The organism is Ramlibacter sp. JJN2-2R, assembly GCF_057747835.1.
Genome location: NZ_CM173226.1, coordinates 3675003 through 3689057, shown reverse-complemented (window position 1 = coordinate 3689057; position 14055 = coordinate 3675003). Strand labels below are relative to the sequence as shown.

The following is a 14055-nucleotide window of genomic DNA, read 5'->3' as shown; positions in this document are numbered from 1 at the left end:
GGAACATGGGAAAAGTCACCGGCTTCATGGAGTTCGAGCGCGTCGAGGAGGGCTACAAGCCCGTGCCCGAGCGCGTGAAGCACTACAAGGAATTCGTCATCGGCCTGGACGACGCGCAGGCCAAGGTGCAGGGCGCGCGCTGCATGGACTGCGGCACGCCGTTCTGCAACAGCGGCTGCCCGGTCAACAACGTCATCCCGGACTTCAACGACCTGGTGTACCGCCAGGACTGGCAGAACGCCTGGATGGTGCTGGACTCGACCAACAACTTCCCGGAGTTCACCGGCCGCATCTGCCCCGCGCCCTGCGAGGCGGCCTGCACGCTGAACGTGAACGACGACCCGGTGGGCATCAAGTCGCTCGAGCACGCCATCATCGACCGCGCCTGGGAGCACGGCTGGGTGCAGCCGCGCGCGCCGCGCGTGAAGACGGGCAAGAAGGTGGCGGTGGTGGGATCGGGCCCCGCCGGCCTGGCGGCGGCGCAGCAACTCGCGCGCGCCGGCCATGACGTGACGGTGTTCGAGAAGAACGACCGCGCCGGTGGCCTGCTGCGCTACGGCATCCCCGACTTCAAGATGGAGAAGCGCCACATCGACCGCCGCGTGGAGCAGATGAAGGCCGAGGGGGTGACGTTCCGCACCGGCGTGATGGTGGGCGAGCTGCCCAAGGGCTCCAAGGTCACCAACTGGGCCAAGGAGACCGTCTCGCCCGAGCAGCTGCGCAAGGACTTCGACGCCGTGCTGCTGGCCGGTGGCGCCGAGCAGTCGCGCGACCTGCCGGTGCCGGGCCGTGACCTCGACGGCGTGCACTTCGCGATGGAATTCCTGCCGCAGCAGAACAAGGTCAACGCCGGCGACAAGGTCAAGGGCCAGATCCGCGCCGACGGCAAGCACGTGATCGTGATCGGCGGCGGCGACACCGGCAGCGACTGCGTGGGCACGAGCAACCGGCACGGCGCCGCGAGCGTGGTGCAGTTCGAGCTGATGCCCCAGCCGCCCGAGCACGAGAACAAGGAGCTGACCTGGCCCTACTGGCCGTACAAGATGCGCACCAGCTCCTCGCACGAGGAGGGTTGCGACCGCGAGTTCGCCATCGCCACCAAGGAATTCATCGGCGAGAAGGGCAAGGTCACCGGCCTCAAGACCGTGCGCGTGCAGTGGAAGGACGGCAAGATGTCCGAGGTGCCGGGCAGCGAGCAGACGCTGCGCGCCGACCTCGTGCTGCTGGCCATGGGCTTCGTCGCCCCGGTCGCCACGGTGCTCGACGCCTTCGGCGTCGACAAGGACGCGCGCGGCAACGCCAAGGCCAGCACCGAATTCATCGGCGGCTACGCCACCAGCGTGCCCAAGGTGTTCGCCGCCGGCGACATCCGCCGTGGCCAGTCGCTGGTGGTCTGGGCCATCCGCGAGGGACGCCAGGCCGCGCGGTCGGTCGACGAATTCCTGATGGGTTTCAGCGACCTGCCGCGCTGACTGCGACTTTCGTCACGCTGGCCGCCCGTTCCGTCGGGCGGCCCAGCTCGGCAGGATCGCGGGGCGGGCCGTATCATCCGTGTTTTCCCCAACACCGGCCGGCCGCAGCCCGGCCCCGCCCCATCGCATGCCCGACCCGAACGACAGCGCACTCGTCGACTGCCGCGACCTGAGCTTCGGCTACGGGGATCGCCGCATCCTCGATGGCGTGAGCTTCACGGTGCCGCGCGGCAAGGTGACCGCGCTCATGGGCGCCTCGGGCGGCGGCAAGACCACGGTGTTGCGCCTGATCGGCGGCCAGGTCCGCGCCCAGGGGGGCAGCCTGCTGTTCGACGGGCAGGACATCGCCAAGCTCGACCGCGCCGGCCTGTACGCGATTCGCCGTCGCATGGGCATGCTGTTCCAGTTCGGCGCCCTCTTCACCGACATGTCGGTGTTCGACAACGTCGCCTTTCCCCTGCGCGAGCACACCCGGTTGTCCGAAACGCTGGTGCGGGACATCGTGCTGATGAAGCTCAATGCGGTCGGCCTGCGCGGCGCCCGCGACCTGATGCCCAGCGAAGTCTCGGGCGGCATGGCCCGGCGCGTGGCCCTGGCGCGCGCGATCGCGCTCGACCCCGACCTGGTGATGTACGACGAGCCGTTCGCCGGCCTCGACCCGATCTCCCTGGGCACCGCGGCGCAGCTGATCCGACAGCTGAACGACACGCTGGGCATCACCAGCATCGTCGTCTCGCACGACCTGGAGGAGACCTTCCGCATCGCCGACCAGGTGATCATCCTGGCCAACGGCCGCATCGCCGCCCAGGGCACGCCGCAGCAGGTGCGCGCGTCGACCGACCCGCTCGTGGCGCAATTCGTGCACGCGCGGCCGGAAGGTCCCGTGCATTTCCACTATCCGGGCCCCGGCATCGCGGAAGACTTCGGCGGAGGGCTGTCGCGATGAGCTGGTGGAATCCCCGCGATGTGGGCCGCTCCACGCGCGGCATGCTGGCCAATCTCGGCCTCGGGACGCGCCTGTTCTGGCGGCTGCTGCAGCTGTCCGGCCCCGCCCTGCGGCGCTTCGGCCTGGTGCGCGACCAGATCCATTTCCTGGGCAACTACTCGCTGGCGATCATCACCGTCTCGGGCCTGTTCGTCGGCTTCGTGCTCGGCCTGCAGGGCTACTACATCCTGCAGCGCTACGGCTCGTCCGAGGCGCTGGGCCTGATGGTCGCGCTGTCCCTGGTGCGCGAACTCGGGCCGGTGGTGACGGCGCTGCTCTTTGCCGGCCGCGCCGGCACGTCGCTGACGGCGGAGATCGGCCTCATGAAGGCCGGCGAACAGCTCTCGGCGATGGAGATGATGGCGGTCGATCCCGTGCGCCGCATCCTGGCGCCGCGCTTCTGGGGCGGCGTGATCACCATGCCCCTGCTGGCCGCCGCCTTCAATGCCGTGGGCATCATCGGCGGCTACGTCGTCGGCGTGATCATGATCGGCGTCGACCCGGGCGCCTTCTGGAGCCAGATGCAGGGCGGCGTCGACGTCTGGAAGGACGTCGGCAACGGCGTGATCAAGAGCATCGTCTTCGGCATCACGGTGACTTTCATCGCGCTGCTGGAAGGCTTCGAGGCCCACCCGACCCCGGAGGGCGTCTCGCGGGCGACGACGCGCACGGTGGTCGTCGGGTCGCTGTCCGTGCTGGGACTGGATTTCATGCTGACCGCGATGATGTTCAGCATCTAGGAAACGAGCCATGGAAAGAAACAAGAACGACGTCTGGGTGGGCCTGTTCGTGCTGATCGGCGCGGCCGCCCTGCTGTTCCTCGCGCTGCAGTCGGCCAACCTGCTGACCTTGAGCTTCCAGCCGACGTACCGCGTCACGGCCAAGTTCGACAACATCGGCGGCCTCAAGCCCAAGGCGGCCGTCAAGAGCGCCGGCGTGGTGGTCGGCCGCGTCGACAACATCACCTTCGACGACAAGAGCTTCCAGGCCCGCGTGACGCTGGCGCTGGAGAGCCGCTACGTGTTCCCGAAGGACAGCTCGCTGAAGATCCTCACCAGCGGCCTGCTGGGCGAGCAGTACATCGGAGTCGAGGCGGGGTCTGACGAGAAGACCCTGGCGCAGGGGGATACCATCTCCAGCACGCAATCCGCGGTGGTGCTCGAGAACCTCATCGGCCAGTTCCTCTACAGCAAGGCGGCCGAGGGTGGCAGCAGCGCACAACCGGCAACCACGAACAAGAAACAATGAAGCTGGCGCGACCGTTTCCCGCTTGGCGGCCGGCGCTCCTGGCAGTGCTTGCCGGGGCGCTGCTCGCTGTCGGCGGCTGCGCCAGCGGGCCGGCCCGCAATCCGCGCGACCCGTTCGAGCCGTTCAACCGCGAGGTCTCCAAGTTCAACGAGGGCGTCGACGCCGTGGTGCTCAAGCCCACCGCCACGTTCTACCGCGAGAAGGTGCCGCCGCTCGCGCGCACCGGCGTCTCGAACTTCTTCGGCAACCTCGGCGACGCTTGGTCGTCCGTCAACAGTGTGCTGCAGCTGAAACTGCAGAACGCGGCCGAGAACTGGATGCGCTTCTCGGTCAACACGGTGTTCGGCTTCGCGGGCGTGCTGGACATCGCCAGCGAGATGAACATCGAGCGCCACAAGGAAGACTTCGGCCAGACCCTGGGCCGCTGGGGTGTCCCCGCCGGCCCGTACGTGGTGCTGCCGATCCTCGGCCCGTCGACCCTGCGCGACACGGCGGCCCTGCCGGTCGACTGGCGCGGGGACCCGCTCTACCACCTCAATCCCGAGGCGACGCGCGACAGCCTCTACGCCCTGCGGGTGGTGGACGTGCGCGCCAACCTGCTGCGCGTGGGCGACGTGCTCGAAGGCGCCGCGCTGGACAAGTACAGCTTCACCCGCGACGCCTACCTGCAGCGCCGCCGTTCGGAAATCTTCGAATCCGGCCCCCGTAGCGAGGATCCGGACGAGGGCAGCGACGCGGAGAAGCCCGAACCCGCCCCCAAGGGCGGCGGATCGACGCGCTAGAGTTGCATCCTGTTGCAGGCGGGCCGCCTGCGCCGGAACCCGGCCGCGTTGCCGGGTTCCAACTGGGAAGGCGGCTCGACCGCATCCGAAAAAGAAGGACCCCTGATGAACCGACGTACCCTGGGCCGCCTCGCGGCCGCTTTCCTGGCTCTGGCAGTCGCCGGCGCCGGCCTGCCCTCCGTCGCCTGGGCCGCCGACGAGGCGCCCGACGTGATGATCAAGCGCCTGTCCGAGGACACCCTGGGCGCGATCAAGTCCGACAAGTCCGTCAAGTCCGGCGACATCGACCGGATCATGGCGCTGGTGGACACCAAGATCATGCCGAACGTGAACTTCCAGCGCATGACGGCCGCCGCGGTCGGCCCGGCCTGGCGCCAGGCCACCCCGGAGCAGAAGAAGCGCCTGCAGGACGAGTTCAAGATCCTGCTGGTGCGCACCTACGCGGGCGCGCTGTCGCAGGTGGACGACCAGACCATCACGGTCAAGCCGATGCGTTCGTCGGCGGACGACAAGGAAGTGGTCGTGCGCACCGAGATCCGCGGCCGGGGCGACCCGATCCAGCTGGATTACCGGATGGAGAAGACGCCGGGCGAGGGCACCGGCTGGAAGATCTACAACCTGAACGTGCTGGGCGTGTGGCTGGTGGAAACCTACCGCAGCCAGTTCGCGCAGGAGATCAACGCCAAGGGCGTCGACGGCCTGATCGCCGCGCTGGCCGACCGCAATCGCAGCAACGCGGGCAACGCCGGCAACGGCAAGAAGGGCTGAGGCCGCATGCTGGTGCTGCCGGCCCGTCTCACGCACGACGAGGCGCCCGCCTGCGCCCGGATGCTGGCCCAGGCGCTGCGCTCGCAGCCCAAGCCGCAGGCCGTCGCGGACGGGGCGGCGCTGCAGCAATTCGACTCCTCCGCGCTGGCCGTCCTGCTGGAAACCCGCCGGGAGGCGATGGCGCTGGGCCTGACGTTCGCCGTCGCGAACATGCCGCCGCGGCTGCGCGAGCTGGCCGGCGTCTACGGCGTCTCCGAGCTGCTGGCCGCGCCCGCGGCCTAGGGTGCCCGGGGTGGCCGGAGTCCCGGCGCCGGCGCGGGTGATGCCCACCGCCTAAAATGGCGGGCTCTCATGCCCGCGATCTCGTTTCAGTCTGTCAGCAAGACCTTCCGGTCGGCGCGCGGCTCCCTCACGGCCCTGGACCACGTCAGCTTCGACATCGAGGACGGCGAGTTCTTCGGCCTGCTGGGGCCCAACGGCGCGGGCAAGACCACCCTCATCAGCATCCTGGCGGGCCTGGCGCGGCCGACCGGAGGCCGCATCGCCGTGCGTGGGCACGACGTGCAGGCCGACTATGCGCTGGCGCGCCGCGACCTCGGGGTCGTCCCGCAGGAGTTGGTGTTCGACCCCTTCTTCACCGTCCGCGAGGCGCTGCGCATCCAGTCCGGCTACTTCGGCATGCGCAACAACGAGGCCTGGATCTCCGAGCTGCTCGAGAGCCTGGGCCTGGCGGACAAGGCCAACTCCAACATGCGCCAGCTGTCCGGCGGCATGAAGCGCCGGGTGCTCGTCGCCCAGGCGCTGGTGCACAAGCCGCCGGTGATCGTGCTCGACGAGCCGACCGCGGGCGTCGACGTGGAACTGCGCCAGACGCTGTGGCAGTTCATCGCGAAGTTGAACCGGCAGGGGCACACGGTGCTGCTGACCACGCACTACCTGGAGGAGGCCGAGGCCCTGTGCGGTCGCATCGCCATGCTCAAGGCCGGCCGCGTGGTCGCCCTGGAGCGCACCAGCGACCTGCTCAAGGCCGCCTCCAGCAACGTGCTGCGCTTCAAGATCGACCGCGACCTGCCGCCGCAGTTCGCCGACAAGGCCCGCGTCACGGGGCGCATCGTGCAGCTGCCCGCTCACGACGCGCACGAGATCGAGACCTACCTGGCCACCATCCGCCAGGCCGGCCTGCGCGTGGAGGACGTCGAGATCCGCAAGCCCGACCTGGAGGACGTGTTCCTGGACGTCATGTCGGCCGAGTACCAGCAACGGGTGGCCGCATGACGACCTTCGCCGGCGGCTGGCAGACCCTGCTGTACAAGGAAGTGCTGCGGTTCTGGAAGGTGAGCTTCCAGACGGTGGCGGCGCCCATACTGACCGCGATGCTGTACCTGCTGATCTTCGGCCACGTGCTCGAGGGCCAGGTGAAGGTCTACGGCAGCATCCCGTACACCGCCTTCCTGGTGCCCGGCCTGGTGATGATGAGCGTGCTGCAGAACGCGTTCGCCAACAGCTCCTCGTCCCTGATCCAGAGCAAGATCATGGGCAACCTGGTCTTCGTGCTGCTCACGCCGCTGTCGCACTGGAGCTGGTTCGTCGCCTACGTCGGCTCCTCGGTCGCCCGCGGGCTGGCCGTGGGCCTGGGCGTGTTCCTGGTTACCTCGTTCTTCGCCCGCCCGCAGTTCGCCGCCCCGCTGTGGATCCTCGTGTTCGCGCTGCTGGGCGCCGGCATGCTGGGCGCGCTGGGCGTCATCGCCGGCCTGTGGGCGGAGAAATTCGACCAGATGGCCGCGTTCCAGAACTTCGTCATCATGCCGATGACGTTCCTGTCCGGCGTGTTCTATTCCATCCATTCGCTGCCCCCGTTCTGGCAGGGCGTGAGCCACCTCAACCCGTTCTTCTACATGATCGACGGGTTCCGCTACGGCTTCTTCGGCGTCAGCGACGTCTCGCCCTGGCTCAGCCTGGCCATCGTCGGCACCGCCATGCTGGTCGTGAGCGCCGTCGCGGTGCACCTGCTGCGCATCGGCTACAAGATCCGGGGCTGAAAACAGCACCACCTCCCCATGACCGCCGACGAACTGCGCTCCCTCATCGCCGCCGGGCTGCCGTGCGACCACCTGCAGGTGGAAGGCGACGGCCGCCACTGGTCGGCCGTCATCGTCTCGGCCGCCTTCGAGGGCAAGCGCCCGATCCAGCGCCACCAGCAGGTGTACGCCACCCTGGGTGCGAGAATGCACACGGACGAGGTCCATGCGCTGTCGATGCGCACGCTGACACCGGCCGAGTGGGCCGCCCAACACCACTGATCCTGCCTCGATGGACAAGCTACTGATTCGCGGGGGCCGACAGCTCCACGGCGAGGTCCGCATTTCCGGCGCCAAGAACGCGGCGTTGCCGGAGCTGTGCGCCGCGCTGCTCACCGACGAGCCCGTCACGCTCGAGAACGTCCCGCACCTGCAGGACGTCAACACCATGCTCAAGCTGCTGCGCAACATGGGCGTGGAGACGCACCGCGGCGAGGACGGCAGCGTGCGCATCGGCGCCGGCTCGCTCACGTCGCCCGAGGCGCCGTACGAGCTGGTCAAGACGATGCGCGCCTCGGTGCTCGCCCTCGGGCCGCTGCTGGCGCGCTTCGGCGAGGCCACGGTGTCGCTGCCGGGCGGCTGCGCCATCGGCTCGCGGCCGGTGGACCAGCACATCAAGGGCCTGCAGCAGATGGGCGCCGAGATCGTGGTCGAGCACGGCTACATCATCGCCCGGCTGCCCAAGGGCCGCGAGCGCCTGCGCGGCGCGAGCATCACCACCGACATGGTGACCGTCACCGGCACCGAGAACTTCCTGATGGCCGCCGCCCTCGCCGAGGGCGAGACGGTGCTGGAGAACGCCGCCCAGGAGCCCGAAATCGCCGACCTGGCCGAGATGCTGATCCGCATGGGCGCGCGCATCGAAGGCCATGGCACGAGCCGCATCCGCATCCAGGGCGTGCCCCGGCTGGCCGGTTGCACGCACCCGGTGGTCGCCGACCGCATCGAGGCCGGCACGTTCCTGTGCGCGGTGGCCGCCACCGGCGGCGACGTGCTGCTGCGCCACGGGCGCGCCGACCACCTGGAGGCGGTGATCGAGAAGCTGCGCCAGGCCGGCGCCACCGTGACCGCGGTGGACGGCGGCATCCGCGTGGCGTCGCAGGGCCGGCTGAAGGCGCAGAGCTTCCGCACCACCGAATACCCCGGCTTTCCGACCGATATGCAGGCCCAGTTCATGGCCCTGAACGCCATCTCCGAAGGCGCCTCGCACGTCACCGAGACGATCTTCGAGAACCGCTTCATGCACGTCAACGAGCTGCTGCGCCTGGGGGCGCGCATCCAGGTGGACGGCAAGGTGGCGGTGATGGAGGGCGTTCCCCAGCTGTCGGGTGCGGCCGTGATGGCCACCGACCTGCGCGCGTCGGCCAGCCTGGTGATCGCCGGCCTCGTGGCCGAGGGCCAGACGCTGGTCGACCGCATCTACCACCTGGACCGCGGCTACGACCGGATGGAAGCCAAGCTCGCCGCCATCGGCGCCGACATCGAGCGCGTGTCCGCATGATCACCCTGGCCCTGTCCAAGGGACGCATCTTCGACGAGACGCTGCCGCTGCTGAAGGCGGCCGGCGTCGAGGTGCTCGAGGACCCCGAGACCTCGCGCAAGCTGATCCTGGTCACCAACCAGCCGGACGTGCGCGTCGTGCTCGTTCGCGCCACCGACGTGCCCACCTACGTGCAGTACGGCGGCGCCGACCTCGGCGTCACGGGGCTGGACACGCTGATCGAGCACGGCAACCAGGGCCTGTACCAGCCGCTGGACCTGGGCATCGCCCGGTGCCGCGTCAGCGTCGCCGTGCGCGCGGACTTCGACTACGCCAGCGCCGTGCGCCAGGGCTCGCGCCTGCGCGTGGCCACCAAGTACGTCGCCATCGCGCGCGAGTTCTTCGCCGCCAAGGGCGTGCACGTGGACCTGATCAAGCTGTACGGCAGCATGGAACTGGCGCCGCTCACGGGGCTGGCCGACGCCATCGTCGACCTGGTGTCCACCGGCGGCACGCTCAAGGCGAACCACCTCGTCGAGGTGGAGCGCATCATGGACATCAGCTCCCGCCTGGTGGTCAACCAGGCCGCCCTCAAGCTCAAGCAGGTGCCGATGCGGCGCCTGATCGACGCCTTCGCCCGCGCCAGCGCCAGCGGCGCCGCCGCCCCATGACTGCTGCAGCCCGACCCCTTCGCCTGTCCACCGCCGATGCCGGCTTCGAGGCCGCGTTCGCGGCCCGCCTGCACTGGTCGGCGGATACCGATGCGCAGGTCGAACAGGCGGTGGGCGAGATCCTCGCCGCCGTGCGCGAGCGCGGCGACGCGGCGGTGCTGGAGTACACCCGCCGGTTCGACGGCTTGCAGGCCGACAGCCTGCAGCAGCTGGAGCTGACCGCGCACGAGCTGAAGGCGGCGTTCGACGCGCTGCCGGCCGCGCAGCGCACCGCCCTCGAGACGGCCGCCGCCCGCGTGCGCAGCTACCACGAGGCGCAAAAGCGCGCCAGCGGCGAGAGCTGGAGCTACCGCGACGCCGACGGCACGCTGCTGGGGCAGAAGGTCACGCCGCTCGACCGCGTGGGCATCTACGTGCCCGGCGGCAAGGCGGCCTACCCGTCGTCGGTGCTGATGAACGCCATTCCGGCCCACGTGGCGGGCGTGCCCGAGATCGTGATGGTGGTGCCCACGCCGCGCGGCGAACGCAACCCGCTGGTGCTTGCGGCGGCCCACGTGGCCGGCGTGCATCGCGCGTTCGCCATCGGCGGCGCGCAGGCCGTGGCGGCGCTGGCCTACGGCACCGAGACCGTGCCGCGCGTGGACAAGATCACCGGGCCGGGCAACGCCTACGTGGCCAGCGCCAAGCGCCGCGTGTTCGGCCAGGTCGGCATCGACATGATCGCCGGCCCGAGCGAGATCCTCGTGCTCGCCGACGGCACCACGCCGGCCGACTGGGTGGCGATGGACCTGTTCTCGCAGGCCGAGCACGACGAACTGGCGCAGAGCATCCTGCTGTGCCCGGATGCCGGCTACATCGAGCAGGTGCAGCAGGCGATCGACCGCCTGCTGCCACAGATGCCGCGGGCCGAGATCATCCGCAAGTCGCTCGACGGGCGCGGCGCCCTGATCCACACTCGCTCGATGCAGGAGGCTTGCGAGATCAGCAACCGCATCGCGCCCGAACACCTGGAGATCGCCAGCGGCGAGCCGCAGCGCTGGGAGCCGCTGCTGCGCCATGCCGGCGCCATCTTCCTGGGCGCCTACACCAGCGAGAGCCTGGGCGACTACTGCGCCGGCCCCAACCACGTGCTGCCCACCAGCAGCACGGCGCGCTTTTCCAGCCCGCTGGGCGTGTACGACTTCCAGAAGCGCAGCAGCCTGATCGAGGTGAGCGAGCAGGGCGCCCAGACGCTCGGCCGCATCGCCTCTGTGCTGGCGCACGGCGAGGGCCTGCAGGCCCATGCCCGCGCGGCCGAGATGAGGCTCAAGCCATGAATCCGCTGCCCGACCGCATCGCGCGCCTGCTGCGCTCGGACGTGCAGGGCATGCATGCCTACGCCGTCCAGCCGTCCGCCGGCCTGGTGAAGCTGGACGCGATGGAGAACCCGCACCGGCTGTCCGCCACGCTGCAGCGCGAGCTGGGCGAGCGCCTCGGCGCGGTCGCCCTGAACCGCTATCCCGGCGAGCGCATCGAGGTGCTGCGCCAGGCGCTGAAGGCGTACGCCGAGGTCCCGGCCGGTTTCGGCCTGGTGCTGGGCAACGGGTCGGACGAGCTCATCTCGTTGCTGGCGATGGCCTGCGACCTGCCCGGCGCCACCATCCTGGCGCCCGCGCCGGGATTCGTGATGTACGCCATGAGCGCCCAGCTGCAGGGGCTGCGCTTCGTGCCCGTGGACCTCACGGCCGATTTCGAGCTGGACGAGCACGCCATGCTGGCCGCGATCGAGCGCCACCAGCCGGCCATCGTCTACCTGGCCTATCCGAACAACCCGACCGCCAACCTCTGGGACGACGCCGTCATCGAGCGCATCGTGCACGCCGCGCCGGGGCTGGTGGTGATGGACGAGGCCTACCAGCCGTTCGCCAGCCGCAGCTACATCGACCGCATCGGCCGCCACGAGCACGTGCTGCTGATGCGCACGCTCAGCAAGTTCGGCCTGGCCGGCGTGCGCATCGGCTACCTGGTGGGCCGCTCGGCGCTGGTCGCCCAGATCGACAAGGTGCGCCCGCCGTACAACGTGAGCGTGCTGAACGCCGAAGCGGCGCTGTTCGCGCTGGAGCACGCGGACGTGTTCGCCGCCCAGGCCGCCGAACTGCGCGTGGAGCGCGCCCGGCTGCTCGAACGCCTGGCCGCCATGCCGGCGGTGAAGGCCTGGCGCAGCGACGCCAACATGGTGCTCGTTCGGGTGCCCGATGCGCGCCGCGCCTTCGAGGGCATGAAGGCGCGCGGCGTGCTGGTGAAGAACGTTTCTACAATGCACCCGTTGCTGGCCAACTGCCTGCGCCTGACCGTCGGCACGGCGGACGAGAACGCGCAGATGCTGGCGGCCCTGCAGGCAAGCCTGTGAGCACCGCCCGGCCGACCGAAGGTGCCCGCTTCGCAACGCGAAGCACGGAGGATTCCGAATGACCACGACCGCTCGCACCGCCGAGATCACCCGCAACACCGCCGAGACCCGCATCACCGCCAAGGTCAACCTCGACGGCACGGGGCAGGCGCGCCTGGCCACCGGCATCGGCTTCTTCGACCACATGCTGGACCAGATCGCCCGCCACGGCCTGGTGGACCTGGACATCCAGGCCCAGGGCGACCTGCACATCGACGGCCACCACACCGTCGAGGACGTGGGCATCACCTTCGGCCAGGCGGTCGCCAAGGCGATCGGCGACAAGAAGGGCATCCGCCGCTACGGCCATGCCTACGTGCCGCTCGACGAGGCGCTGTCGCGCGTGGTGGTCGACTTCTCGGGCCGCCCCGGCCTGGTGATGAACGTGCCGTTCAAGAGCGGCGCGATCGGCACCTTCGACACCCAGCTCGCGCACGAGTTCTTCCAGGGATTCGTCAACCACGCGTTCGTCACGCTGCACATCGACAACCTGCGGGGCGAGAACGCGCACCACCAGTGCGAGACCGTCTTCAAGGCGTTCGCCCGCGCCCTGCGCGCGGCGGTCGAGCTCGACCCGCGCGCCGCGGGCACCATCCCGTCCACCAAGGGCTCCCTCTGATCCTGCCGGGCGCCGTGCCGGCGTCGCCTCACAGATGAAAACCGTCGCGGTCGTCGATTACGGAATGGGCAACCTGCGCTCGGTGTCCCAGGCCGTGCTGCACGCAGCCCAGGGCAGCGGCTTCGAGGCCGTGATCACCTCGCGCGCCGACGAGGTCCGCGCCGCCGACCGCATCGTGCTGCCCGGGCAGGGCGCCATGCCCGACTGCATGCGCGAGCTGCGCGATTCGGGGCTGCGCGAAGCGGTGCTGGAAGCGGCGGCCGCCAAGCCGCTGTTCGGCGTCTGCGTGGGCATGCAGATGCTGCTCGATCGCAGCGAGGAGGGCCCGAGCGCCGGCCTGGGCCTCGTCCCCGGCGAGGTGCGCCGGTTCGACCTGGCCGGCCGGCTGCAGCCCGACGGCAGCCGCTACAAGGTGCCGCAAATGGGCTGGAACCAGGTGCTGCAGACGCAGCCGCACCCGATGTGGGACGGCATCGCCGAGGGAGCCTGGTTCTATTTCGTGCACAGCTTCTACGCCAGGCCGTCGGATGCGCGCCACAGCGCGGGCGAGGCCGACTATGGCGGCCGCTTTACCGCCGTGCTGGCCCGCGATAATATTTTTGCGACCCAGTTCCACCCCGAGAAAAGCGCTGACGCCGGCCTGGCCCTCTACCGAAACTTCCTGCGCTGGACTCCCTGACGGCCCGGTGCGCCGCCATCCATCACCCCCCGCAGTCTCCGCCATCCCTCTCGCCGTCACATGCTGCTGATCCCCGCCATCGACCTGAAAGACGGTCACTGCGTGCGCCTGAAACAGGGCGACATGGACCAAGCCACCGTCTTCAGCGAGGATCCGGCGGCCATGGCGCGCCACTGGCTGTCCAAGGGCGCCCGCCGGCTGCACCTGGTCGACCTGAACGGCGCCTTCGCCGGCAAGCCGCAGAACTTCGCCGCCGTGCGCGCCATCCTCAAGGCCGTGGGCGACGACATTCCCGTGCAGCTGGGCGGCGGCATCCGTGACCTGGACACGATCGAGAAGTACATCGACGCCGGGCTGCGCTACGTGATCATCGGCACCGCGGCGGTCAAGAACCCCGGCTTCCTGAAGGACGCGTGCAGCGCCTTCGGCGGCCACATCATCGTGGGGCTGGACGCCAAGGACGGCAAGGTCGCCACCGACGGTTGGAGCAAGCTCACCGGCCACGAGGTGGCGGACCTCGCGCGCAAGTTCGAGGACTGGGGCGTGGAGTCCATCGTCTACACCGACATCGGCCGCGACGGCATGCTCACGGGCATCAACGTCGAGGCGACGGTGAAGCTCGCGCAGGCCCTGACCATCCCGGTCATCGCCTCGGGCGGGCTGGCCGGGCTGGCGGACGTCGAGCAGCTGTGCGCCGTGGAGGACGAGGGCATCGAGGGCGTCATCTGCGGGCGCGCCATCTATTCCGGCGACCTGGACTTCGTGCAGGCGCAGGCCAAGGCCGACGAACTTTCCACCGGCTGAGGCGCCGCGCGCCCCGGGGCGCGGCCGCCCAGCCATTCCAT

The 14055-nt window shown here is 69.7% G+C and carries 17 protein-coding genes; all 17 read left to right on the top strand.

Annotated features, from left to right (window positions below):
• Positions 1 to 5: 5 nt before the first annotated feature.
• Positions 6 to 1472 (top strand): glutamate synthase subunit beta, encoded by a 1467-nt coding sequence (locus AC3ANR_RS17920; protein ID WP_488289461.1) that lies wholly within the window; start codon positions 6 to 8, stop codon positions 1470 to 1472.
• 127 nt (positions 1473 to 1599) lie between these two features.
• Complete coding sequence (locus AC3ANR_RS17915) at positions 1600 to 2418, top strand: ABC transporter ATP-binding protein (protein ID WP_488289460.1); 819 nt, start codon at positions 1600 to 1602, stop codon at positions 2416 to 2418.
• The gene (mlaE, locus tag AC3ANR_RS17910) at positions 2415 to 3197 is read left to right on the top strand and encodes a lipid asymmetry maintenance ABC transporter permease subunit MlaE (protein WP_488289459.1); all 783 of its coding nucleotides are present in this window, start codon (positions 2415 to 2417) and stop codon (positions 3195 to 3197) included. Before AC3ANR_RS17915 ends, mlaE begins: the two co-directional genes overlap by 4 nt.
• A gap of 10 nt (positions 3198 to 3207) precedes the next feature.
• Positions 3208 to 3705 (top strand): outer membrane lipid asymmetry maintenance protein MlaD, encoded by a 498-nt coding sequence (gene mlaD, locus AC3ANR_RS17905; RefSeq protein WP_488289458.1) that lies wholly within the window; start codon positions 3208 to 3210, stop codon positions 3703 to 3705.
• On the top strand, positions 3702 to 4487 hold the full coding sequence (locus AC3ANR_RS17900; RefSeq protein WP_488289457.1) for an MlaA family lipoprotein: 786 nt from the start codon (positions 3702 to 3704) through the stop codon (positions 4485 to 4487). Before mlaD ends, AC3ANR_RS17900 begins: the two co-directional genes overlap by 4 nt.
• A gap of 105 nt (positions 4488 to 4592) precedes the next feature.
• On the top strand, positions 4593 to 5255 hold the full coding sequence (locus tag AC3ANR_RS17895) for an MlaC/ttg2D family ABC transporter substrate-binding protein (RefSeq protein WP_488289456.1): 663 nt from the start codon (positions 4593 to 4595) through the stop codon (positions 5253 to 5255).
• Between the two features lie 6 nt (positions 5256 to 5261).
• Positions 5262 to 5537 (top strand): STAS domain-containing protein, encoded by a 276-nt coding sequence (locus AC3ANR_RS17890; RefSeq protein ID WP_488289455.1) that lies wholly within the window; start codon positions 5262 to 5264, stop codon positions 5535 to 5537.
• A gap of 69 nt (positions 5538 to 5606) precedes the next feature.
• The gene (locus AC3ANR_RS17885) at positions 5607 to 6530 is read left to right on the top strand and encodes an ABC transporter ATP-binding protein (RefSeq protein ID WP_488289454.1); all 924 of its coding nucleotides are present in this window, start codon (positions 5607 to 5609) and stop codon (positions 6528 to 6530) included.
• Complete coding sequence (locus AC3ANR_RS17880) at positions 6527 to 7294, top strand: ABC transporter permease (RefSeq protein WP_488289453.1); 768 nt, start codon at positions 6527 to 6529, stop codon at positions 7292 to 7294. The genes AC3ANR_RS17885 and AC3ANR_RS17880 overlap by 4 nt, the downstream gene beginning before the upstream one ends.
• A gap of 18 nt (positions 7295 to 7312) precedes the next feature.
• On the top strand, positions 7313 to 7555 hold the full coding sequence (locus AC3ANR_RS17875; protein WP_488289452.1) for a BolA family protein: 243 nt from the start codon (positions 7313 to 7315) through the stop codon (positions 7553 to 7555).
• A gap of 10 nt (positions 7556 to 7565) precedes the next feature.
• Entirely contained in the window at positions 7566 to 8834 is a 1269-nt protein-coding gene (murA, locus tag AC3ANR_RS17870; RefSeq protein ID WP_488289451.1) for a UDP-N-acetylglucosamine 1-carboxyvinyltransferase, read from the top strand.
• Positions 8831 to 9484: an ATP phosphoribosyltransferase gene (gene hisG, locus AC3ANR_RS17865; RefSeq protein ID WP_488289450.1), complete on the top strand. Its 654-nt coding sequence runs from the start codon at positions 8831 to 8833 to the stop codon at positions 9482 to 9484. The genes murA and hisG overlap by 4 nt, the downstream gene beginning before the upstream one ends.
• Positions 9481 to 10800 carry a histidinol dehydrogenase gene (gene hisD, locus AC3ANR_RS17860; protein WP_488289449.1) on the top strand — a complete coding sequence of 440 codons (1320 nt, stop codon included), beginning with the start codon at positions 9481 to 9483 and terminating at the stop codon, positions 10798 to 10800. Before hisG ends, hisD begins: the two co-directional genes overlap by 4 nt.
• On the top strand, positions 10797 to 11873 hold the full coding sequence (gene hisC, locus AC3ANR_RS17855; protein ID WP_488289448.1) for a histidinol-phosphate transaminase: 1077 nt from the start codon (positions 10797 to 10799) through the stop codon (positions 11871 to 11873). The genes hisD and hisC overlap by 4 nt, the downstream gene beginning before the upstream one ends.
• Before the next feature lie 58 nt (positions 11874 to 11931).
• Complete coding sequence (gene hisB / locus AC3ANR_RS17850; protein WP_488289447.1) at positions 11932 to 12531, top strand: imidazoleglycerol-phosphate dehydratase HisB; 600 nt, start codon at positions 11932 to 11934, stop codon at positions 12529 to 12531.
• A 34-nt stretch (positions 12532 to 12565) separates the two neighbouring features.
• Positions 12566 to 13210, top strand: a complete 645-nt coding sequence (hisH, locus tag AC3ANR_RS17845) for an imidazole glycerol phosphate synthase subunit HisH (protein ID WP_488289446.1) — start codon at positions 12566 to 12568, stop codon at positions 13208 to 13210.
• 60 nt (positions 13211 to 13270) lie between these two features.
• Complete coding sequence (gene hisA / locus AC3ANR_RS17840; RefSeq protein WP_488289445.1) at positions 13271 to 14014, top strand: 1-(5-phosphoribosyl)-5-[(5-phosphoribosylamino)methylideneamino]imidazole-4-carboxamide isomerase; 744 nt, start codon at positions 13271 to 13273, stop codon at positions 14012 to 14014.
• Positions 14015 to 14055: the final 41 nt, after the last annotated feature.